This window comes from Micromonospora sp. NPDC048907 (genome assembly GCF_055586885.1).
Genome location: NZ_JBVJHI010000005.1, coordinates 492,006 through 514,128 on the forward strand (window position 1 = coordinate 492,006; position 22,123 = coordinate 514,128).

Below are 22,123 nucleotides of genomic sequence, written 5' to 3' on the forward strand. Positions count from 1 at the left end.
GCATGGGATCCTGGGACGTCGATGGCTCTGCGCGGGGCCGACGTCGTTCCTAGGGCACCCGGACGCCGGGAGGGCGACGCAGGACAGACGATCGCCCGACCCCCGAAGGAACCCCGCATGAGCAGAACCCCCTCCACCCCGCGCCGGGTCCCGGCCTACGCGGCGAGCCTGCTGCTCGCCCTCGCCGCGCCGGCCGCCGTCGGCCCGCCCGCCGCCGGCGCGGACGCCGACCCGGTGACGGTGACCGTGAACGCCCGCGCCGGGCTGGCGACCGTGCCGGACACCGCGCTCGGCGTCAACCACGCCATCTGGGACACGCAGCTCGGCAGCACCGAGACCTCGGACCTGCTCCGGGCGGCCGGCGTCACGATGCTGCGCTACCCGGGCGGCTCGTACGCCGACATCTACCACTGGCGGACGCACACCGCGCCGGGCGGGTACGTCGCCCCGAACACCGACTTCGACACCTTCATGGCCGCGGCCCGGCGGGTCGGCGCCGAGCCGATGATCATCGCCAACTACGGCACCGGCACCCCGGCCGAGGCCGCCGAGTGGGTGCGGTACGCCAACGTCACCAAGGGCTACGACGCGAGGTGGTGGACGGTCGGCAACGAGAACTACGGCAACGGCCACTACGGCTCGGCCTGGGAGGCCGACGACCACCCCGACAAGAGCGCCGGCCAGTACGCCCGCCTGGTCGTCGAGTACGCCGACGCCATGAAGGCGGTCGACCCGGACATCAAGGTCGGCGCGGTCCTGACCATGCCGGGCAACTGGCCGGACGGCCTGACCGCCGGCGCGGACCCCGGCCCCTGGAACCAGACCGTGCTCTCCCTCGCCGGCCCGAAGATCGACTTCGTCGACGTGCACTGGTACCCGGGCGGCACGGCGGCGGAGTCCCTCTCCCGGACCAGCCACCTCCCCGACGCCGCCTGGCTGCTGCGCCAGCAGATCGCCCGCTACGCCGGCCCGGACGCCGGCCGGATCGGGATCAGCTTCACCGAGCTGAACGTCGGCGCCGGCCAGAACACCCAGCCGGGTGCGCTCTTCCTGACCGACGCCTACAGCGGGCTGCTGGAGCAGGGTGTCTTCACCGTGCAGTGGTGGAACACGCACAACGGGATCGGCACGGTCTCCCAGGTCGCCGGGCAGACCGACTACGGCGACTTCGGGCTGCTCTCCAGCGGCGGCTGCACCGCCGACGGGTCGGTCTGCGAGCCGCCGTTCAACACGCCGTTCGCGCCCTACCACGGGTTGTCCATGATGAACCTCTTCGCCCGGGCCGGCGACCAGTTCGTCCGCGCCGCCACCGACCAGCCCCTGGTCACGGCGCACGCGGCCCGCCGGCCCGACGGCAGCCTCGCGGTCCTGCTGCTGAACAAGGACCCGGACACCGCGCACGCGGTAACCATCGACTACGCCGGCTTCACCCCGGCGGACGAGGCGCCGACGGTGCACACGCTGGCCAACGGCGCGGACGGAGTGGCCACCGGCCGGTCCGGCGACGCGACCAGCCGGACGCTGCCGCCGTACTCGCTGACCACGCTCGTGCTGCGCCCGGCCGGTGTGGTCGCCGGCCGGCCCGGCACGCCGGGCCGGCCCACCACCGGTGCGGTCACCGACCGGACGGCGACGATCACCTGGCCGCCGGCCGCGCCGGGCGGCGCGCCGATCGCCAAGTACGAGGTGTACCGGCAGCACGGGGCGGTCAGCGAGCAGCTCGGCGAGACGGCCCGCACCTCGCTCACCGTCGGCAACCTCGAACCGGGCACCCGGTACACCGTCAACGTGCTGGCCCGGGACACCGCGGGGCGGGTCTCCTGGTCCTCCCCGCCGCTCACCTTCGTCACCGGCAGCCCGGCCGCCAGCACCTGCGCCGTCCGCTTCCACCCGGACACCGACTGGGGCAACGGCTACGTGGCGACCGTGGACATCGTGAACACCGGCCCGAGCGCGATCGACGGCTGGACGCTCATCTGGACCTGGCCCACCGACTGGCAGCAGGTGAGCAGCGGCTGGAGCGCCAACTGGTCCCAGGTGGGGACCCGGGTCACGGCGACCAGCACCGCCGACAACCGCCGGCTCGCCGCCGGTGGCGGCAGCACCAGCGCCGGCTTCGTCGGTGCGTACAGCGGGCCGAACGTGCCGCCCGGCGCGTTCCGGCTCAACGGGACGGTGTGCTCCACCGGGTGAACCGGGCCGAGGTCACCCCCGGCGGGGTGGTCGGAGCCGGCCGTCGGCCGCCGACGGGGTCCGCGGGCTCCGCCGGCGGCCGGCACCGCCCGGGCGGCGCGGGGCCGGGACGACGTGCGGGCGCAGGCGCGCGGCGTACTCCGGCCCGGCCGGCCGCCGCCGGGACGCGCCCGGCCGGGGCAGCCCCGCCAGGATCACCCCGAGCAGCGTCACCGCGACGATCCCGTCGAGCCAGTAGTGGTTACCGGTGCCGACCACCACCAGCAAGGTGAGCACGGGGTGCGCCAGCCAGAGCCACCGCCACCGCCCCGAGGTGACCGTGACCAGCGCGACGGCGACGGCCAGGGCCCAGCCGACGTGCAGGGAGGGCATCGCGGCGTACTGGTTGCTCAGCGTGTCGGTGTCGGGCGGGCCGTAGACGGCGGGGCCGTACCGGCTGCCGGTGTCCACCAGGCCGGTGAGCGCGGTCATCCGGGGCGGGGCGAGCGGCACGAGGACGTGCAGGGCCAGCGCCGCCGCGGTGAGCACGGCGAGGGCCCGCCGCATCCACCGGTAGTGCACGGGATGGCGGAGGTAGAGCCACACCAGGCAGAGCACGGTGGCCGGGAAGTGCACGTAGGCGTAGTAGCAGTTGGCCAGCCGGACCGGCAGCTCGTGGACCAGCAACGGGGCCTGCACGGCGGCCTCGTTCGGCAGGTGGAGCAGCCGCTCCAGCCACCAGATCCGCTCTCCGTTGGCCCGGGCGGTGCCGGACCGCCCGGCCACCAGCACCCGGCCCGCCTTGTACGCGAGGAAGAGCGCGGCGACGAGGGTCAGCTCACGGACCGCCCGGCGCACCGCCCCGGCCGGCCGCGCGTCGACGGCCACCGGCGGTGGTGCGGGCTGCGTGGTGTCCACGGCGCCTCGATTCGGTCGCGGCCGGCGTCATGCCGGCCCGGGTGGGCACGGACCAGGGCCGCCGCCGGATCGGCGACGGCCCTGGGACGACGGGGCGTCAGCGGCGGGCGCGTTCACCCGGCCCCGCGACGTCCACGGCCACCTCGTCGAAGGCGGGCGCCCCGTCGACCGCGTCGGCCGCGACGGCGACCGAGCGGGCGGTGTCGGGCAGGTCCAGGCTGGACCGCAGGGTGACCGGCTTGAGCAGCAGCGCGGCCAGGATCCCGACGACCGCGATGGCGGCCGAGATCAGGAAGATGTGCCCGGTCGCGTCACCATACGCGGCCCGCACAATCTGCTGCACCGGCGCGGGCAGGGCGGCCAGGTTGAGCGTGCTGCTGCCGCCACCACCCGAGGTGGGGATTCCCGCCGCGGCCAGGTCGTGGGTGATCCGGTCGGTGACCTGGCGGGCCAGGACCGCGCCGAGCACCGACACGCCGATGGTGCCGCCGAGCGAGCGGAAGAACGCGACGCTGGAGCTGGCCGCGCCGATGTCCTTGAGCGCCACCGTGTTCTGCACCGCGAGCACCAGGTTCTGCATGGTCATGCCGACGCCCACGCCGACGATGAACATGGCGGCGCCGACCAGAACCAGCGAGGTCTCGTGGTCGATGGTGCCGAGCAGGGCGAAGCCGACGACCAGGATGATCGACCCGGCGACGATGTACGGCTTGATCTTCCCGGAGGACGTGATCAGCCGGCCGGCGACGATCGAGGAGAGGAGCACGCCGGCCATCATCGGGATGGTGAGCAGGCCGGCCTCGGTCGGGCTGTAGCCGCGGCCGATCTGGAAGTACTGGCCGAGGAAGACCGCGCCGCCGAACATCGCCATGCCGACCGCGAGGCTGCCGAGGATCGCCAGCGCCGTGGTGCGCTCGCGGACGATCTCCAGCGGCACGACCGGCTCGGCGGCCCGCGACTCCACCAGGACGGCGAGGGCGAGCAGCAGCACCGAGCCGCCGACCATCGCGCCGGTCTGCCAGGACAGCCAGGCGAACGAGTCGTCGACGAACGAGATCCAGATCAGCAGCAGGCTGACGCCGGCGGCGATCAGGGTCGCGCCCAGGTAGTCGATCTTCACGTTGTCCCGCCGCGCGGTGGGCAGGTGCAGGGTGGCCTGGAGCAGGAGCAGCGCGACGGCCGCGACCGGCACCCCGACGAAGAAGCACCAGCGCCAACCGAGCCAGGAGGTATCCACGATGAGGCCGCCGAGCAGCGGGCCGCCGACCGTGGCGAGGGCCATGACGCCACCCAGGTAGCCGTTGTAGCGACCGCGCTCCCGCGGCGGGATCATCGCGGCGATGGCCACCTGGACCAGGGCCTGGAGGCCACCGACGCCGATGCCCTGGAAGGCGCGGGCGGCGATGAGCTGGCCGGCCGAGTGCGCGAAGCCGGCCGCGACCGAACCGGCCAGGAAGACCACGATGGCGACCTGGATGAGCAGCTTCTTGTTGAACAGGTCGGCGAGCTTGCCCCAGATCGGGGTGGTCGCCGTGGCGGTGAGCAGGGTGGCGGTGACCACCCAGGTGTACTGGGTCTGCGAGCCGTTGAGGGCTCCGATGATCTTCGGTAGGGCGGTCGAGACGACCGTGCTGCTCAGCATGGCCACGAAGAGCACCAGCAACAGGCCGCTGAGGGCTTCCAGCGTCTTCCGCCGGCTCATGGGCGCGGCGTCCGCCGTCGCGGTGGGTGCGCTCATCGCGCGTCCTCCAGGTTGTCGTGTCGGGTGAGGGCGACCTCAAGGTCGCGGGTGAGGCGCGCGAGCGCGGTGCACAGGGCCGCCACCTCGTCGGGGGTCCAGTCGGCGAGCGCCCGGGAGACCACCGCGCCGTACCAGTCGTAGGCCTCGGTCATGGCGGCCCGGCCGGCCGGGGTGATCGTCAGGTGACTGGCCCGCCGGTCGTGCGGGTCGGTGCGCCGGTCGACCAGGCCGTCGGCGACCAGGGCGGCGACCGCCCGGCTCACCGTCGAGGGGTCGAGCCGGCTCCGCTCCGCCAGGTCGCGGGCGTGGCAGCCGGTGGCGCCGTCCCGGTCGATGTGCCGGAGCAGGCCCACCAGGCCGGGCGGCACGGCCGGACGGTCGTCCGCGCGCCGCTGCTTGAGCACCCGCACGCCGGTCAGCAGGTCCTGCAACCGGGCGACGAGTTCTCGGCTGGTCGCGTCCACGCTTTCCCCCTCCCCTACCTTGGTTGCCTCAAGCAATGATTCGCGAATCTTGCCCATCAGGCAAGTTTGCTCATTGAGAAACGGATCACGTACGCTGGGGAGCCATGGACGAGTCGACCGGGCTGCGCGAGCGGAAGAAGGCGGCGACCCGCCTCGCCCTGCACGAGGCGGCCCTGCGTCTCGCCGCCGAGCAGGGGCCCGACCGGGTCACCGTCGAGGCGATCGCCGACGCCGCCAACGTGTCCCGGCGCACCTTCTCCAACTACTTCTCCAGCAAGGAGGAGGCGCTCTTCCACGGCGACACCATGCGGCTGCGCCGGTTGCTCGACCTGATCGCCGAGCAACCCGCGGACCTGACACCGTGGGCGGCGCTGAGCCGGGCCGCCCTGCGCCAGGCCGACGAGATGTACGACGAGACCGCCGAATCCTGGCTCAACCGGCGCCGCCGGCTGCACGGCAACCCGGGCCTGCTGGCGCACCAGGTGGCCGCGTACACGGCGATCGAGCGGGAGCTGGCCGGGCAACTCGGCCGCCGGCTCACCGGCCCCGACGTGGCGCTGCGCGCGCGGATCCTGACCGCCACCTTCCTGGCCACCCTGCGGGTCGCCGTCCAGCAGTGGATCGAGCTGCCGGACCAGCCGCTGACCGACACGCTGCGGGCCGCGCTGGCCCACGCCGCCCCGGCGGCCGGCTGACTGTCGCACGGTGGGGCTAGCGTCCTCGGCGTGGTCACCGTCGACGACGTCCGTGCGCTGGCGCGCACGCTGCCCCGCACCACCGAGCACCTGATCCACGACCGGGTCAAGTTCCGGGTCGGCGCGATCGTCTACGTCGCGTTCAGCCGCGACGAGCGGAGCATGGGCTTCGGCTACCCGAAGGAGCAGCGGGACGGGCTGATCGCCGCCGAGCCGGGGCTGTTCTTCCTGCCCCGAGCCTCCGACCTGCGGTTCAACTGGGTCTGCTGCCACCTGGAACGGCTCGACCACGACCAGATGACGGAACTGGTCTGCGAGGCGTGGCGGATGGTGGTGCCGAAGTTCCTGGCCCGCCAGCGGCTGGGCGGATAGCCGCGGCGGGCGGGGCTTCGGTGAGAGCGATACCACGCCGTACGGTCCCGGCATGAGCGGCACCACGACATCCACGGCGGCCGTGCGGCCGTACCGGCCCGCCGACCACGACGCCGTCTACGACATCTGCGTGCGCACCGCCGACGCCGGCGGCGACGCCCGGGGCCGGTACGCCTCGGACGATCTCATGCCCGACCTCTTCGCCGGGCCCTACCTGCACCTCGAGCCGGACCTGGCGTTCGTCCTGGCCGACGCCGGCCGGGTGGTCGGCTACGTGGTCGGCACCGCCGACACCGCCGCCTTCGTCCGCGCCTACCGGCGCGTCTGGATCCCGCGGCTGGCACACCGCTACCCCGCGCCGGCCGGCGACCCGCGCACCCCGGACGAGGAAATGATCGCCCTGCACCACCACCCCGAGCGGATGCTCCTGCCGGAGCTGGCCGGCTACCCGGCCCACCTGCACATCGACCTGCTCCCCAGCCACCAGGGGCGCGGCCACGGCCGGCGGCTGCTGGAGACGTTCCTGGCCGCCGCCGCCCGCGCCGGCGCGCCCGCGCTGCACGTCGCCATGGTCACCGCCAACGTCCGCGCGCGGGGTTTCTACGACCGGCTGGGCTTCCATGTCATCCCGGTGCCCGAGCCGGGCCCGCTCACCTACCTCGGGCGTCCCACCACCTGAGCCGCGGCAACGGGCGGCCCCAGGGGGTCGGGACGGCGATCGATTCCGCCCCGCCGGCCGGTCCGGCGCTGACAGACTCGTGCGGTGGGCGGCGACCGGTGGCGCAAGGGGCTGGGCCCCGCCATGCCGATCGCCCCGGCCGCCCGGGTAGACAAATTCGAGATCTTCTTCGACCTCGTCTTCGTGGTGTCGTTCTTCATCATCACGCGGGCCACCGCGGCGAACGTGACCGGGCGCGAACTGCTGCACGCCATGCTGGTCCTCGCCGTGCTCTGGTGGTGCTGGGTGGTGCACAGCGTGGTGGCCAGCCGGCTCCGGCTGGGCGAGGGTTTCGTGCCGGCACTCATGGTGATCGGCATGATCGCCTTGTTCACCTTCGCGCTGGCCCTGCCGCAGACCTTCGGCGACCTCCAGCAGGGCAGCGCCGGGCCCATGCTGGTCACCGTCAGCTACGTGGTGATCCGCGCCGTGCACCTGGCGCTCTACATCTCCGCGACCCGGGGCGACCCGGCGGGCCGGCGCAAGCTGTGGCAGTTCGTGCCCGAGGTGCTGATCACCACCTGCCTGCTGCTGGTCGCGGCGCTGCTCCCGGCAAGGATCGCGGACCCGGGCCTCGGGCTGTGGCTGCGCGACGGACTCTGGATCGGCGTGGTCGTCGTGCAGTACGCCGGCGGCCTGCTGTCCGGCACGAAGGGCTGGCAGGTCACCTCCGCCGAGCACTGGACCGAGCGTTACGACCTGATCCTGATCATCGCGCTGGGCGAGTCGGTGATCTCGGTCGGCGTCGGCGGCAACCTGATCGGTAAGCCGGTCACCTGGCCGGCCATTCCCGCGGCGATCTTCGGCATCCTGTTCACCGCGGCACTCTGGTGGGTGCACTTCGACATGATCGGCCCGGCCGCCCGGATCGCCCTGCACGCCGCCGAGGGGCACCCGCGCGTGGCGATGGCCCGGGACGCGTACGCCTATCTCTACCTGCCCATGATCGCCGGGGTGATCCTGTTCGCGATCGGCGCGGAGGAGCTGGTGCGGACGATCACCGACCCGGTCGGCGGGGTGGCCGAGCGGGCCCACGGGCCAGCCGTGCCGCTGCTCTTCGCCGGGGTGATGATCTACCTGGCCGCCGACATGGGGTTCCAGCTACGCACCCTGAAGACCGTGTCGTGGACCCGGGTCGCCGCCCTGACCGCGCTCGCCGTCGGGCTACCGGTCGCCCGGCACCTGCCCGCGCTCGCCGCGCTCGGGCTGCTCACCGCGATCTGCGTCGCGCTCGTCGTGGTCGAGCTGCTGACGATGGCGGATGCCCGCACCGCGCTGCGCCGGGCGGTCTACGAGGAGAAGGCCAGCCACGAGGCGGGCGAGGCCGCCTTCCGCGCCCGCTGGCACGACGGCGGCGCGGACCGGCCCGCGGGGTAGTCGGTCGCCCGTTCCCCATGGTGGGACGGGGTGGCCTTAGAGTCTCCCGCGTGATCGAGATCGCCACCGAGGTCGACCTGTTCCACCCGCCCGCACGAATCTGGCGGGCGCTGACGGAACAGGCGCTGCTCGCCAAGTGGTTCGCCGGGAGCGAGTCGCTCGGTGACCGAACGCTGCTGCGGACCGGGGGGCTGCCCGGCTACGACGCCGACACCGAGGTGGAGGTGGTCGAGCTGCGCGCGCCGGAACGGCTGGTGCTGCGCTGCCGCGAGGGCGGCCGGAGCACCCGGCTGGCGTGCGACCTGGCCCCCATCGGCCACGGTTGCCGGCTGTCCGTGCGGGAAGTGCTGGAACAGGGCGACTGGGACGCCGACCGGCGCGCCGAGCAGCACCAGCGGGCGGTGACCGGACGACTTCCGGCAATCCTCGACTGGCTGGCGTTCCAGGAGGTCGACCTGCGCCGGGCCGAGGACGGGCTGACCGCCGAACTGCCGGTGGTCCGGCCCGGTGCGGCGGGCGGCCGGGCCGGGCGCCGTCTGGTGCTGCTGGCGGCCGGCGTGCTGGCGATGCTCGGCGTGGCCGCCGGCGCGACGGTGTGGGCCACCCGGCCCGCGCCGACCACGCCGGCCGCCGGGCCGGCGTCGACACCGCCGTCGTCGCTGGCCGCGCCGGCCGCGAGCAGCGCGCCGCCCCGGGCCACCCCGTCCCGGCCCACGCCGTCGGCCAGCCGCCGCAGCGCCGCGCCGACGACGAGCGCGCCCGCCTCCCCCACCCGCCGGCCCAGCCTCAGCCCGCCGCCGACCGCGCGCCTGACCGCCAGCTACGAGACCGTCTCCGACCGGGTCTTCGGCTACCGCGGTCAGGTGGTGCTGCGCAATCCCGGTCCGGCGGCGAAGCAGGACTGGACGGTGACCGTGACGCTGGGCGACGACGCCACGGTCAGCAGCGTCAACGGGGCCGAGGCCGACCAGGACGGGGCGGTCGTCACCTTCACGGGCGCGGCGGTGCCGGCGGGCGGGTCGACCACGATCCGGTTCGACGTGCGGGATCCCGACCTGTCGGCCACGGGCCCGGAGGGCTGCACGGTGGACGGGGCGGCCTGCGCCGGGGTGTGACGCGTTCGGCCACGGCACGGCGCCGCCGGGAGGACCGTTCCTCCCGGCGGCGCCGCTGAGCGAGGACTCAGTTCCGGTTGATGGTGAAGGTGCTTGTCGTGTTCCTGATGTCCTGGTAGTTGTCGCTGAGCCGGAGGTTGGTGAAGGTGGCGGAGCCGACCGCCGGGCCCTGCCCCGGCTCGGGCATCTCGTTGACCCAGATGCCGAAGCCGGACTTGGCGTCGAAGGCGTCACCGCTGCGCTTCGCCCCGGAGATCGACACGTTGGTCAGCACCGTGTCGGTGACCGGATTCTCCGGTTGGCTGCCGTTGTACTTGGTCTGGAACATGATCCCCGAGTACGTCGGGTCGACGATGTCCACGTCGGAGATCCGGATGCCGCGGAACTCCTTGGAGGCGGAGAAGAGCCACATTGCCGGGAAGGTCTGCTGGCCCCAGAAGTGCCCGCCCGACCGGATCAGCGAGACGTTCTGGAACTGGGTGGGTGGGCTCGCGCCGAACCCGACGAACGGGTAGCCGAAGTCCAGCGAGCTGATGGTGATGCCCGAGTACGTCAGCTGGTCGGCAATGTAGAGGTTGCGGAAGATGTTGTCGTACCCGCCGTACACCGCCACGCCGGCCGCCCGCCACGTCAGTGTGGCGGTGAGGTTCTCGAACACGTTGCCGTGGTTGCCGCCCGCGCCGCCCTGGTCGGTCGCGGAGAACAGCGCGAAGGCGTCGTCGCCGTTGGAGCGGCCCTCCGAGTTGGTGACCAGGTTGTTCGTGCTGGCGTTGGTCATGTTGACCGCGTCGGCGAAGGTGTCGCGGAACCGGCTGTCCCGGATGGTCAGCCCGCTGACGCTCACCCCCCAGTACGCGCACACGGTGTGCTCGACCCAGACGCTGTCCAGCGTCATGTTGTCGACGTCCTTCAGCTCGCCCCACACCTTGCCCGGACCGTCGATGCGGTTGGTGTAGTTGCCGAAGAAGGCCAGGTGGGCGAAGGTCGACCCACTCGCCGAGGACTCCACCCGGAAGCCGGCGTCGGTGTTCTGCTGGTTGGTGGGCGTCTGGAAGCGGGTGTACCACATGCCCGCGCCGACCACCCGGACCGGCTTGCCGTACACCTGGAACTTCTGGGCGGTGTCGTAGGTGCCGGGCGGCAGGTAGACGCCGACCAGGTTGCCGGTGGGGTCCATCCGGACGGCGTCCAGGGCGTTCTGCACGTCCGCGTGGCTGAAGCCGTTCGGCACGGCGTACCGGGCCGGGTCCGGGTTGGCCCGGGGCGACACCAGCTCGGTGTTGACGAAGTCGATCGCGTAGGTGGTGCTGTTGGCCGGGTCCTTTTGGAGCCGGATGGTGGCTCCGGCCGGGACGGTCGAGTTCAACATCACGTTGGCCTCGTCGTACAGGTGGCGGGGTGCGCCGGCGCCCGGGGAGTCGCTGGGGCCGGCCTCGGCGCCGTAGAGCCAGATGTGCTTCGAGGTCAGGTTGATCGGCTTGTGGAGCACCCCGTTGACGTAGATGTTCAACGTCGAGTCGATCCCGCCGCCGCCCGGGGCGTCCGGGATGGAGAAGCGGGTGACCAGGGTGTTGGTGGGCGCGCGGGTGGTCCACTCGACGTACGCGCCGGTGGTGTTCAAGGTGACCGCCCGGCGGCCGGACGCCTCACCGGCCAGGTCGCCGATGGTCCGGTTCGGCCCGAGCACCTGCGCGCCGCCGCCGACCCGGCCGTCCTCGGCCTCGTACATGTCGTACGGGACGTTCGCGCCCCGGCCGACGAAGAGCGGCCGGTCGCTGGTGTTGTTCTGCTGCTTGACCGGCAGCTCGTTGGCGTCGGCGGCGAGGGCCACCCGCACCGTGTACTTGCCGTTCGCCGCCGTCCAGCTGCCCAGGTTGACCGTCGGGCTGGTCGCCCCGGCCGCCAGGGTGCCGCTGTACGAGCCGGTCAGGGTCCGCACGACCGCGCCGGTGTCGCTGAGCACGGTGAGCGTGATGCCGTGCGCCCCACCGGCCGAGGCGACCGTGCCCTGGTTGCGGATCGACACCGCGAAGCTGACCGCGGTGCCGGCGCTCGGCGTGCCGGGTGACCAGCTCACCGCGCCCGCGACCAGGTCGGAGCTGGGCACCGGGCTGACGGTCAGCGCGGTGGTGCGGCTGTTGTTCGACTCGTTCTGCTCGATGACCGTGTTCGCCTCGTCGGCCGTGGCGGTCACCTCGTAGCTGCCGGCGTTGCGCGCGCCGATGTTCAGGGTGACGGTCGCCGACGCGCCGGCCGCGAGCGCGCCGACGGCCGCGGTGCCGACCTTGGTCGTACCCAGGTTGAACGTGACCGCCGAGGCGGCGGCCGGCGCGGTGCCGGCGTTGCGGACGGTGGCGGAGAGCGCGACGGCGTCGGTCTCCACCGGCGCGGACGGCGCCGCGGACAGCGCGGTGACGGTGAGGTCCGGGTTCGGCGCCGGCGTGCCGATCACCTGGAACTCGGCGACCTGCCCGTTGGACGAGCCGGAGTTGGCGGTGAACTGCAGCCGCACGTCCGCGGCCGTGGCGCTGACCGGGATGGTCACCGTGTTGCTGCTGCTCGGGTTGAACGAGTACGTCGCCGAGCCCACCACGCTGGTGAACCCGGACGCGGACTGCTCCCGGCCGAGCACCTGGAAGGTCTGGGTGCGCGGCCCCCAGACCGGGTCCGGGTTGAGCTTGACGACGACCGCGCTGATGCTGGCGTTGGCGCCGAGCGCGACGGTCAGCGTGCTCGGGTACGCCCCCGGCGCGCCCTCCCAGTAGGTCGTCACGTCGTTGTCGTTGGCGTTGACCGCGTTGAAGACGTGCACCACCGAGGAGGCGGTGATCGGCTTGCCGGCGGCCAGGTTGGTGCCGCCCGGAGTGCTGCCGGTGCGGGTGACCGTGTTGGAGGTCGCCGAGACGTTCCCGGCGGCGTCCCGGGCCCGGACGAAGTACGAGACGGTGGCGCTGTCCGGCTGGCTGTCGGTGTACGTCAGGGTCGAGCCGCCGACGCTGCCGCGCAGCGCGTTGTTGGCGTAGACGTCGTAGCCGGTGACCCCGACGTTGTCGGTCGACGCCGTCCAGGTCAGCCGGATCTGCCCGCTCGCCGGCTGGGTGTACGCGAGGTTGCCCGGCGCGGTCGGCGCGGTGGTGTCGCCGGTGTTGCCGGTGCGGGTGACGGTGTTGCTGTTGGCCGACTGGTTGCCGGCCGCGTCGCGGGCCCGGACGGTGTAGGCGACGGTGGCGCCGGCCGGCTGGGTGTCGGTCCAGGTGAGGGTCGACCCGCTGACGCTGGTGCGCAGCGTGCCGTTGGCGTAGACGTCGTAGCCGGTCACGCCGACGTTGTCGGTGGACGCCGTCCAGGTGAGCCGGACCTGGTCGGCGGCGGGCTCGGTGAAGGCCAGGTTGCCGGGGGCGCTCGGCGGCTGGGTGTCGCCGGTGGCCGGGCCGTAGACCTCCAGTTCGGCGAGCTGGCCGGCGGGCCAGCCGGTGTTGGCGGTGAACAGCAGCCGCACGTAGCGGGTGGTGGCCGTGCCGAAGGTGACGGTGACCGTGTTGCCGCTGCCGGGGTTGAACGCGTACGCGGCCGAGCCGGCGAGGGTGCCGAAGGTGGACCCGTCGGTGCTGCTCTGCACGGTGAGCGTCTGGGTGCGTGCCGGCCAGCCGGCGGGAAGCTTCAGCACCACCTTGTTGACCGCCACGGCGGCGCCGAGGTCGACCCGGATCCACTGCGGGAACGCGTTGTTGGCGCTCTCCCAGTAGGTGGCCGGGTTGCCGTCGTTGGCGTTGCCCGCGCCGTAGACGTCGGAGTGGCCGCTCTCCGCCATGGTCCGGCCCAGGGCCAGGTTGGCCGACGCGCTCGCCGACCCGTAGACCTCCAGCTCGGCGAGCTGCGCGGCGGCCCAGCCGGTGTTGGCGGTGACCGTGATCCGGACGTGGCGGGCGCTGGTCGCCGGGAAGCTCAGCGTGACCGTGTTGCCGTTGGCCGGGCTGAAGGTGCGGCCCGCCGAGGCGGCCAGGGTGGTGAAGGTGCCGCCGTCGGTGCTGCCCTGCACCGACAGGGTCTCGGTGCGGGTCTCCCAACCGGTGGGGAGCTTCAGCACGACCTGGTCGACCGACTGGGCGGAACCGAGGTCGACCTGGGCCCACTGGGGGAACGCGCCGGAGCTCTCCCAGTAGCTGCCGGCGTTGCCGTCGGTGAGGTTGCCGGCCGCGTAGGGGCCGTTGACGCTGCTGGCCGTGGCGGTGCGGCCGAGCGCGAGGTTCGGGCCGCCGGCCGCGGCGGCCGGAGACGGGGGCGGGGCCGTGACGGCCAGCGCGACCGCGGCGAGCACCGCGACCAGCCGGGTACGGAATCTGGACATGGTGGAGGGACACCTTCTTCCGGGGACGTGGAGAGGTGGGTGTGGTGGGGGGTGGCCGGGGTCCCCGCCGCGCCGCGGGGACCCCGGGGGGCGGTCAGCTGGCGTACACCTCGAACTCGCCGAGTTGTCCGGCGGGCCAGCCGGTGTTGCCGGTGAAGGTGAGCCGGAGGTGCCGGCGCCCGGCGGAGGGGAAGGTGATGGTGGCGGTGTTGCCGGTGGCCGGGTCGAAGGTGTATCCGGCCGACGCCTTCACGGTGGTCCACGTCGACCCGTCGGTGGAGCCGAGCACCGACAGGGTCTGGGTGCGGGTTTGCCAGGCCGACGCCGGTGGCAGCTTCAGCACCACCCGGGACACCGGGTACGTCGCGCCGAGGTCCACGGTCAGCGACTGCGGGAAGGCGTTGTTGGCGCTCTCCCAGTACGTCGCGGCGTTGCCGTCGACCGTGTTGGCCGCGCCGTACACGTCGGCGTGGCTGGTCTCGGTGACCGGCCGCCCGGCGGCCAGGTTGCCGGTGGGCGGTGGCGGGGTGGTGGTCGGGGGCGGGGTGGTGGTCGGCGGCGGGGTGGTGGTGCTGCCGCCGTACACCTCGAACTCGGCGGCCTGGCCGGCCGGCCAGCCGGTGTTGCCGGTGACGCTGAGCCGCAGGTGCCGCCGCTCCCCCGCCGGGAGCGCGATCGACACGCTGTTGCCGGTGGCCGGGTCGAAGGTGTAGCCGGCCGACGCCTTCAGCGTGCTCCAGGTCGAGCCGTCGGTGGAGCCGAGGACCGAGAGCGTCTCGGTACGCCGCTCCCAGCCGGGCGGCAGCTTGACCACCACCCGGTCGACGGCGCGCGCCGCGCCGAGGTCCACGCTCAGCGTCTGCGGGAACGCGTTGTTGGCGCTCTCCCAGTAGGTGCCGGCGTTGCCGTCCACGGCGTTCGCCGCCGCGTACGTCTGGGTGCTGCTGGACGCGGTGGCCGGCCGGCCGAGCGCGAGGTTGCCGCCCGACGGCGGCGGGGTGGTCGGGGTGGGGCTCGGCGTCGGGCTGGTCGGGGTCGGGGTGGGCGGGGTGGACGGGCCGTTGCCCCACTGCGGCTCGGGCCAGGGCCCGCAGTACGGGCTGGCCGAGTACCAGCCGGAGTTGCCGGCGCCCTGGGTGATCTGGAAGCCGCTGCCGACGCAGTTGTACATCGGGTTGGCCTGGGCGATACCGGTGGCCCGGACGTTGGTGAAGCTGACCTGGCTGGGCGCCTGCACCTGGAGCGCGAAGGTCCCCGCGCCGTCGATGCGCACGTTGTTCAGGTTGATCCCGCTGGTCTGGCCCTCGATCCAGTGCAGCGCGGCGTAGGAGCTGTCCAGGATGTCGGTGTCGGTGACGTTGATGGTGGCGCCCTGGATCGGCTCGTTGAGCGCCGAGAACCAGAGCGCGCCGACGCCGAAGCGCCAGTTGTAGTCGGAGTTGCCGTTGCGGATCAGGGTGTTGCGGGCGACGGTGATCGTGCCGGCGACGGCGGTCGGGCCGTTCACGCCGGGATAGCGGTTGGCCACGTGGATGCCGCCGCCGTTGGTGACCGAGTCGGCCGTGACGTTGTCGGTGATCCGGATGTCCCGGCCGCCGTAGGTGACCAGGTTGTTGGCCAGGATGGTGACGCCGACCGTGTTGAAGGTGAAGGCGTTGTTGACGTTCGGCACGCTCTGCGCCCACATGGCCAGGCCGTCGTCACCGGTGTTGCGGACGAACGTGTTCGTCACCGTGGAGTTGGTGACGCCCCAGTGGAAGTTCACCCCGTCGGCCGTCTGGTCGAGGATCCGGCTGTTGCGGATGGTGAAGTTGTCCATGGGGCCGTCCATCCAGGCGCCGACCTTGGTGTGCTGCAACCAGAGGTTGTCCACCACGGAGTTCGACATCGCCCCGCCGAGGGCGTTGACCTGGTCCTCGTCGACCCGCTCGCGGATGTCGCCGATGATGGCGAAGTCGCGCAGGGTGACGTTGCGGCTGGGCCCGCCGGCCTCGTGCGGCCGGATCCCACCGCTGTAGCCGCCACCGGGCACGTACTTGCCGTAGATGCCGGCGGCCCGCTTGCGGTCGGTGGGGTGCCGGCCGCCGAGCACCGAGTACCACGGCCCGGCGCCGCGCAGGGTCACCCCGTCGACCACCACGTGGTCCCACAGCGTGAACGTGCCGGCGGGGATCCAGACGGTCTTCCCCTGGGCCTTGCCGGCGTCCACGGCGGCCTGGAACTTCGCCGTCGAGTCGGTCGCGCCGCTCGGGTCGGCGCCGAAGTCGGTGACCACGTCCAGCACGCCGGCGGGCTTGGCGATCTGCCCGCCGACCAGCTCGAAGTCGGCCAGGTCGATGGTGAAGCTGGGCGACTGCGCGGTCGAGGAGACCTGGAGGCGGATCTTCGTGCCCGCCGGGTACGTGGTGCCGAACAGGGTGCGGGTCTCGTCGTAGAAGTGGTGCGGGTTCGTGTCGCCGGGGTTGTTGTTGAACGGGTACCCGCCGTAGTACCAGCCGTACCGGGAGGTCACGGGGACCGCCTTGACCAGGGCGCCGCCGGCGCGCAGGTCGATGCTGGCGTCCCGGCCGGTGCCGGCGGCGTTGTCCGGCAGGCTGTACCGGAAGGTGACCGCGTTGGCCGGCGCGGTGAGCGTGAACTCGACGTACTCGCCCACGGCGTCGAGGGTGACCGCCTCCCGGCCGGACGCCTCGGACGGGAGGGTGCCGTAGCGGCGGTCCGGGCCGATCCGGGTGCCGGTGTGAACGGCGTTCTCGGCCTCGTGCTCGACAAAGGGAACGGTGGCACCGCGACCGGCGATGTCGAACGGGGACAGCCCGGCGGCGCGGGCCGGGGTGGCGGTGGTGGTGAGCGCCACGACGGTGACGGAGGTGGCGGCCAGCGCGGCGCCGGCCAGGACGGCGAGCCCCGCGCGGAGCCGGCTGCGGCGGGGATGGTGCGGGGTGGTGTGCTCGGCCATGAGGGGTGCGCTCCCTTTCGTCGGATGGCCAGGTCCCCCGTGCGGTGCGGTGGTTCCTCCTCCCTCCTCTCGGGGTGGCGCGGCGGACGGCGCCGGCGGGGTGGTCCGCCGGCACCGGGGACGGGTCAGCCGGTCCGCAGCCAGACGGCGGTGTCCGGCGGCAGCCGGTCGTCGTCGAGCGGACCGCTGGCCAGCAGCAGCCGCTCGTGCCCGGGCAGCGGCACGGCGGCGGCGGAGAGGTTGACCAGGCAGGTGAAGCCGGGTTCCCGGGCGAAGGCGAGCACCCGGTCGGGGGCGGGCAGCCAGGTGAGCGTGCCGTCGCCGAGCGCGGCCTCGGACCGGCGGATCGCGATGGCCGCCCGGTAGAGCTCCAGCATCGAGTGCGGGTCGCCGGTCTGGGCGCGGACCGTGCGGTCCTTCCAGTCGGCCGGCTGAGGCAGCCAGGGCCCGGCCGCCGCGCCGTCGGGGCTGAACCCGAACGGCGGGGTGTCACCGGCCCAGGGCAGCGGCACCCGGCAGCCGTCCCGGCCCGGGTCGACCCGGCCGGACCGTTCCCACATGGGGTCCTGGCGCAGCTCGTACGGGATGTCCTCGACCTCCCAGAGGCCCAGCTCCTCCCCCTGGTAGACGTACGCGGCGCCGGGCAGCGCCAGGGAGAGCAGCGCGGCGGCCCGGGCCCGTCGGGTGCCCAGTTCCAGGTCGGTGGGGATGCCCTCCCGCTTGGCCGCGAAACTGAACCGGGTGTCCGCCCGGCCGTAGCGGGTGACGTGCCGGGTGACGTCGTGGTTGGAGAGCACCCAGGTGGCCGGGGCGCCGACCGGCGCGTGCGCGCTGAGCGTCCCGTCGATGCTCTCGCGCAGCGCCGAGGCGTCCCAGGCGCAGCCGAGGAAGTCGAAGTTGAAGGCGGCGTGCAGCTCGTCCGGGCGCAGGTAGTTGGCGAACCGCTGCCGGTCCGGCAGCCACACCTCGCCGATCAGCGCCCGGTCGCCGGGGTAGGAGTCGGCGACCCGCCGCCAGCTCCGGTAGATCTCGTGCACCCCGTCGAGGTCCCGGAAGGGGTGCGGCCGGTCGGGAAGGGTCTCGGGCAGCGTGCCGTCCTTGACCAGCAGGCCGGCCGAGTCGATCCGGATGCCGTCCACGCCCCGGTCGAACCAGAACCGCAGGACGTCCTCGAATTCGGCGCGCACCCGCGGGTGGTCCCAGTTGAAGTCCGGCTGCTCGGGGGCGAACAGGTGCAGGTACCAGTCGCCGGGCGTGCCGTCCGGGTTGACGGTCCGCGTCCAGGTGGGGCCGCCGAACTCGCCGACCCAGTCGGTGGGCCGCTGGTCGCCGTCCGGGCCGCGGCCCGGGCGGAACCAGAACAACTCCCGCTCCGGCGCGTCCGGCCCGCCGGCGAGGGCCGCCTGGAACCAGGGATGCGCGTCGGAGCAGTGGTTGGGCACGATGTCGACGATGGTCCGGATGCCCAGCTCGTGTGCCTCGCTGATCAGCGCCTCCGCCTCGGCGAGGGTGCCGAAGACCGGGTCGATGTCGCGGTAGTCGGCAACGTCGTAGCCGGCGTCGGCCATCGGGGAGGGATACCAGGGGCTGAACCAGATCGCGTCGATGCCGAGCTCGGACAGGTAGTGGAGCCGGGACCGGATGCCGGCGATGTCGCCGATGCCGTCGCCACCGCCGTCGGCGAAGCTCCGCGGGTACACCTGGTAGATCACCGCTCCACGCCACCACGGACCGCTGTCTGCTGTGGACACGAGCACCTGCTTTCTGCGTCGGTACGTCGGCGGGTTCGCCGGACCTGGATGTGTCGGGCGAACGGTCGTCGGTCGCCTCGGGTGGTTACGCCGGTGGTGTCCGGCCGGTCAGCCCTTGAGGCTGCCGGTGGTCAGGCCGGACATGATGTTGCGCTGGAAGATCAGGAAGATGACGACGGTCGGTATCGCGGCGATGACGGAGGCGGCGATCACCACGTTCATCGGGGTGCCACCGGCGAAGGCGTAGATGCCGACGCTGACCGTCCGGGTCTCGGGTGACGGCATGACCAGCTTCGGCCAGAGGAAGTCCTTCCAGACCGCCGTCACCGCGAAGATCGAGACGACGCCGAGGATGGGGCGCGACATCGGCAGGATGATCGACCAGAGCGTGCGCAGCGGGGTCGCCCCGTCCACGAAGGCCGCTGCCATGAGGTCCTCCGGGATCGAGTCGAAGAACCGTTTCAGCAGGAAGATGTTGAAGGCGTTGGCCACCAGGGGCAGCCAGATGGCGAACGGCGAGTCGAGCAGGTTGAGGTGCAGGATCGGCAGGTCGATCACCGTCACGTACTGCGGGACGATGAGGACCATCGCGGGGATCATCAGCGTCGCCAGCATCAGGCCGAGGATCGCGTTGCCGAAGATCGGCCGGAGCTTCGACAGCGAGTACGCCGCCGCCGTGTCCAGGACGAGTTGGAACAGCACGGCTCCGGTGGCGTAGTAGAACGTGTTGAACAACAGCTTTGCCAGGTCCAGGTTGTTCCACGCGTCGACGTAGTTCTGCGGCTGCGGGTCCTTGGGATACAGCGACGGCGGGGTCTGCGCGATCTCCTGACCGGACTTGAGCGCGCCGGTGACCATCCAGTAGAGCGGCCCGATGAAGACGAGCGTGAACCCCACCACGACGACGGCGAGCAGCGTCCAGTAGATGATCCGGCCGCGTCCCCGGTCGAGCTGGGCCTGGGAGATGAGGGTCCGGGTCCCGGAGTCCTGTGCCATTCCTCGTCCGTCCTAGTCCTGTTTCGCCGTCAGCCGCAGGTAGCCGGCGGAGAAGCCGGCCAGCACGACGAGCATGATCACGCCGAGCGCCGCGGCGCCGTTGAGGTCGTTCTGGAAGAACCCGTGCTGGTAGATGAGGTACGCCACCGACGTGGCCGAGTCGCCCGTGCCCGCGCCGTTGGCGAGGATCAGCGGCTCGATGAAGAGCTGCATGGTCGCGACGATCTGCATCATCGCCAGGAGCGCCAGGATCAGCCGGGTCTGCGGGATGGTCACGTGCCGGATCCGCCGCCAGATGCCGGCGCCGTCGAGTTCGGCCGCCTCGTAGAGTTCACCGGGGATGTTCTGCAGCGCCGCCAGGTAGATCAGCACGGCGCTGCCCATGTTCATCCAGGTCGACGCGAGCACCATGGCCGGCATGGTCATCCCGGGCGACTGCATCCACTCCGAGGTCGGCAGGTGCAGCGCCGCGAGGACCGCGTTGAACAGGCCCGCCTCACTGGGGTCGTAGGCGTAGAACTTGAAGAGGAAGAGCGCCGACGCGGGCGGCAGCATGACCGGCAGGTAGACCAGGATCCGCAGGTAGCCCCGGGCGTGGCGGAACTCGTTGAGCAGGATCGCCACGAAGAACGGCACCGCGTAGCCGAGGACCAGCGCGAGGAACGTGAAGTAGAACGTGTTCTTCCAGGCGGTCCAGAAGCTCGGGTCGGCGATGATGCGGGTGTAGTTGTCCCAGCCCACCCAGGTGGTCTCGCCCCGGCGTGTGCGCTGGAAGCTCATCACGATGCCGCGGACCATCGGGTACCAGGAGAAGACCGCGAAGCAGACGAGCGCGCCGATCAGGAACGTGTGCCCGGTGAGGTTGTCCCGTACCTTGCGGCCGAGGCTCGTCCGGCGGCGGCTCGACGGGTACGGCGGCTCGGGGCGACCCGGTTTCCTGGTGGTACCCGGGACGGTGGTGATCGCCAAGGCTTCTCCTGCGGACGTCGGTGACGGGACGGGGCGGGGTGTGGGGGCCGGCGCGCCGGCCCCCACACCGGTCGGCTCAGCTGCCGGTGGCCAGCAGCTGGTTGACCTTCTCTTCGGCCGTCTTGAGCAGCGCGTCGATGTTCGCGTTCGGGTTCGTGAGGACCCCGGACATCGCCGCGTCGAGCACCGCGTAGATCGCCTGCGCGTTGCGGGGTTCACCCTTGATCGGGACCGGGTTCGCCTCGAAGATCGCGAAGTTCGCCGTGTCGACGTTGGCGTTCGCCTTGCGCAGCTCCAGCTCCTTCTTCTGCGCGTCACTGCCGTTGGCGAACAGCAGCGGCTGGGGCAGACCCACCGGGTAGTTCTGCGGCTTGGCCCGGACGTAGTCGAACTGGCCCTTGCCCGGCGTCAACTTCTGGTACGCGACCCACTTCAGACCGGCCTTGACCTGCTCAGGCGTCAGGCCCTTCTTGAAGAAGTAGCCCTCGCCGCCACCGAGCGTCGCCTTCGCCGCGCCGTCCTGGCCGGGCAGCGGGCCCATGGCCCAGTCCTGGAACTTGCCCTGGAACTGGCTGACGATCGCCTGGGTGGCGTCCGGGGCGCCGATGAACATGCCGACCTTGCCCGCGCCGGCGTTGGTCAGCAGGTCACCCCACTGGAGCAGCTGGCGGCTGCCCATGCTGTTGTCGCCGTACCGCATGTCCTTGAGGTTCTGCAGGACCTGCTTGCCCATCGCGTTGTTGAAGTCGGCCTTCTTGCCGTCCTCGGTCAGCACCTGACCGCCCTGCGAGTAGAGCAGGGAGGTGAAGTGCCAGCCGCCGGTGTTGCCGGCGCTGTACTCGGAGTAGCCGGCGATGCCGTTGCCCAGGGCGGAGATCTTCTTGGCCGCCGCCCGGACCTCCGCCCACGTCTTGGGCGGGTTGTTCACGTCGAGGCCGGCCCGCTGGAACAGCACCTTGTTGTAGACCAGGCCCATGGAGTAGTTCTTCACCGGGACGGCGTAGAGCTTGCCGCCGTCGGTGAAGACCCCCTTGAGCGCCGGGTCGACGCTGTCCCAGGTCGGGATCGTGTCCTTGTTGACGTACTCCGTGATGTCCATGGCCTGACCGGAGTCCAGCACCTGCTGGAGATCGGTCATGTACCCGTAGAACACGTCGGTCACCGTGCCGCCGGCGAGGCGGGCGGTGAAGTCCGGCGGGTTGTTGCACTGCTCGCCGACGCTGACGCTCTTGATGACGATGTTCGGGTTCTGCCGCTGGAACTCGGCTACGTCGTCGTTCCAGTTCTTCAGCAGCTCTTTCTGGGCGCCGACCGGCTGGCAGTCGACAGTGATGGTGACCTTGCCGCTGGCGTCCTTCGCCGCGTCGTCGCTCTTCGTGGAGCACGCCGTCAGGCTGAGCCCCAGGCCGGCCACGAGCGCTATCGCCGCAGCCTTCCGGTACTGCGGTACGGACATCTGTCCATCCCTTCGGGGAACGGGTGTATCCATGGCCTTCGCTTGGTTTGCCGTGATCGCCACCGCCCGACG

The 22,123-nt window shown here is 72.2% G+C and carries 15 protein-coding genes; 6 read left to right on the forward strand and 9 right to left on the reverse strand.

Annotation, left to right across the window (positions count from 1 at the left end; genetic code table 11):
* Nucleotides 1-117 precede the first annotated feature (117 nt).
* Nucleotides 118-2,193, forward strand: a complete 2,076-nt coding sequence (locus tag ACZ6PY_RS20375) for a cellulose binding domain-containing protein (RefSeq protein WP_466074360.1) — start codon at nucleotides 118-120, stop codon at nucleotides 2,191-2,193.
* Nucleotides 2,194-2,205: 12 nt separating this feature from the next.
* Here the strand turns inward: ACZ6PY_RS20375 and ACZ6PY_RS20380 are convergent, their stop codons facing one another.
* The 3 genes from ACZ6PY_RS20380 to ACZ6PY_RS20390 all read right to left on the reverse strand — a co-directional run bounded on the left by ACZ6PY_RS20380 (nucleotide 2,206) and on the right by ACZ6PY_RS20390 (nucleotide 5,295).
* A complete protein-coding gene (locus ACZ6PY_RS20380; protein ID WP_466074362.1) occupies nucleotides 2,206-3,090 on the reverse strand; it encodes a phosphatase PAP2 family protein in 885 nt (294 codons plus the stop codon).
* A gap of 97 nt (nucleotides 3,091-3,187) precedes the next feature.
* On the reverse strand, nucleotides 3,188-4,828 hold the full coding sequence (locus ACZ6PY_RS20385) for an MDR family MFS transporter (protein ID WP_466074364.1): 1,641 nt from the start codon (nucleotides 4,826-4,828) through the stop codon (nucleotides 3,188-3,190).
* Nucleotides 4,825-5,295: a MarR family winged helix-turn-helix transcriptional regulator gene (locus ACZ6PY_RS20390; protein WP_466074366.1), complete on the reverse strand. Its 471-nt coding sequence runs from the start codon at nucleotides 5,293-5,295 to the stop codon at nucleotides 4,825-4,827. The genes ACZ6PY_RS20385 and ACZ6PY_RS20390 overlap by 4 nt, the downstream gene beginning before the upstream one ends.
* A gap of 104 nt (nucleotides 5,296-5,399) precedes the next feature.
* Here ACZ6PY_RS20390 and ACZ6PY_RS20395 point away from each other — a divergent pair, with 104 nt between their 5' ends.
* The 5 genes from ACZ6PY_RS20395 (at nucleotide 5,400) to ACZ6PY_RS20415 (ending at nucleotide 9,572) form a co-directional block, all read left to right on the forward strand.
* Entirely contained in the window at nucleotides 5,400-5,990 is a 591-nt protein-coding gene (locus tag ACZ6PY_RS20395; RefSeq protein WP_466074368.1) for a TetR/AcrR family transcriptional regulator, read from the forward strand.
* A 30-nt stretch (nucleotides 5,991-6,020) separates the two neighbouring features.
* Nucleotides 6,021-6,362 (forward strand): MmcQ/YjbR family DNA-binding protein, encoded by a 342-nt coding sequence (locus tag ACZ6PY_RS20400; protein ID WP_466074370.1) that lies wholly within the window; start codon nucleotides 6,021-6,023, stop codon nucleotides 6,360-6,362.
* A gap of 52 nt (nucleotides 6,363-6,414) precedes the next feature.
* Nucleotides 6,415-7,041 carry a GNAT family N-acetyltransferase gene (locus tag ACZ6PY_RS20405; protein ID WP_466074373.1) on the forward strand — a complete coding sequence of 209 codons (627 nt, stop codon included), beginning with the start codon at nucleotides 6,415-6,417 and terminating at the stop codon, nucleotides 7,039-7,041.
* Between the two features lie 84 nt (nucleotides 7,042-7,125).
* Nucleotides 7,126-8,457 (forward strand): low temperature requirement protein A, encoded by a 1,332-nt coding sequence (locus ACZ6PY_RS20410; protein ID WP_466074375.1) that lies wholly within the window; start codon nucleotides 7,126-7,128, stop codon nucleotides 8,455-8,457.
* A 50-nt stretch (nucleotides 8,458-8,507) separates the two neighbouring features.
* A complete protein-coding gene (locus ACZ6PY_RS20415; RefSeq protein WP_466074377.1) occupies nucleotides 8,508-9,572 on the forward strand; it encodes an SRPBCC domain-containing protein in 1,065 nt (354 codons plus the stop codon).
* Nucleotides 9,573-9,639: 67 nt separating this feature from the next.
* On the opposite strand, the gene ACZ6PY_RS20420 is transcribed toward ACZ6PY_RS20415, so the two are convergent.
* The 6 genes from ACZ6PY_RS20420 to ACZ6PY_RS20445 all read right to left on the reverse strand — a co-directional run bounded on the left by ACZ6PY_RS20420 (nucleotide 9,640) and on the right by ACZ6PY_RS20445 (nucleotide 22,051).
* The gene (locus ACZ6PY_RS20420) at nucleotides 9,640-13,920 is read right to left on the reverse strand and encodes a galactose-binding domain-containing protein (protein ID WP_466074379.1); all 4,281 of its coding nucleotides are present in this window, start codon (nucleotides 13,918-13,920) and stop codon (nucleotides 9,640-9,642) included.
* 94 nt (nucleotides 13,921-14,014) lie between these two features.
* Complete coding sequence (locus ACZ6PY_RS20425) at nucleotides 14,015-16,879, reverse strand: galactose-binding domain-containing protein (protein ID WP_466074381.1); 2,865 nt, start codon at nucleotides 16,877-16,879, stop codon at nucleotides 14,015-14,017.
* A gap of 125 nt (nucleotides 16,880-17,004) precedes the next feature.
* Entirely contained in the window at nucleotides 17,005-18,630 is a 1,626-nt protein-coding gene (locus tag ACZ6PY_RS20430) for a glycoside hydrolase family 13 protein (protein WP_466074383.1), read from the reverse strand.
* A gap of 108 nt (nucleotides 18,631-18,738) precedes the next feature.
* Nucleotides 18,739-19,626 (reverse strand): carbohydrate ABC transporter permease, encoded by an 888-nt coding sequence (locus tag ACZ6PY_RS20435; protein WP_466074385.1) that lies wholly within the window; start codon nucleotides 19,624-19,626, stop codon nucleotides 18,739-18,741.
* Between the two features lie 12 nt (nucleotides 19,627-19,638).
* Nucleotides 19,639-20,595, reverse strand: a complete 957-nt coding sequence (locus tag ACZ6PY_RS20440) for a carbohydrate ABC transporter permease (RefSeq protein WP_466074387.1) — start codon at nucleotides 20,593-20,595, stop codon at nucleotides 19,639-19,641.
* A gap of 76 nt (nucleotides 20,596-20,671) precedes the next feature.
* Nucleotides 20,672-22,051, reverse strand: coding sequence for an ABC transporter substrate-binding protein (locus ACZ6PY_RS20445; protein ID WP_466074389.1), 1,380 nt, complete (start codon nucleotides 22,049-22,051; stop codon nucleotides 20,672-20,674).
* Nucleotides 22,052-22,123: the final 72 nt, after the last annotated feature.

What these genes read in the sequence shown, in the direction of transcription:
- ACZ6PY_RS20385 (WP_466074364.1), bottom strand. Translation starts at nt 4,828, where the DNA reads ATGAGCGCACCCACCGCGACGGCGGACGCCGCGCCCATGAGCCGGCGG.
- ACZ6PY_RS20395 (WP_466074368.1), top strand. Translation starts at nt 5,400, where the DNA reads ATGGACGAGTCGACCGGGCTGCGCGAGCGGAAGAAGGCGGCGACCCGC.
- ACZ6PY_RS20445 (WP_466074389.1), bottom strand. Translation starts at nt 22,051, where the DNA reads ATGTCCGTACCGCAGTACCGGAAGGCTGCGGCGATAGCGCTCGTGGCC.
- ACZ6PY_RS20420 (WP_466074379.1), bottom strand. Translation starts at nt 13,920, where the DNA reads ATGTCCAGATTCCGTACCCGGCTGGTCGCGGTGCTCGCCGCGGTCGCG.
- ACZ6PY_RS20425 (WP_466074381.1), bottom strand. Translation starts at nt 16,879, where the DNA reads ATGGCCGAGCACACCACCCCGCACCATCCCCGCCGCAGCCGGCTCCGC.
- ACZ6PY_RS20375 (WP_466074360.1), top strand. Translation starts at nt 118, where the DNA reads ATGAGCAGAACCCCCTCCACCCCGCGCCGGGTCCCGGCCTACGCGGCG.
- ACZ6PY_RS20435 (WP_466074385.1), bottom strand. Translation starts at nt 19,626, where the DNA reads ATGGCACAGGACTCCGGGACCCGGACCCTCATCTCCCAGGCCCAGCTC.
- ACZ6PY_RS20405 (WP_466074373.1), top strand. Translation starts at nt 6,415, where the DNA reads ATGAGCGGCACCACGACATCCACGGCGGCCGTGCGGCCGTACCGGCCC.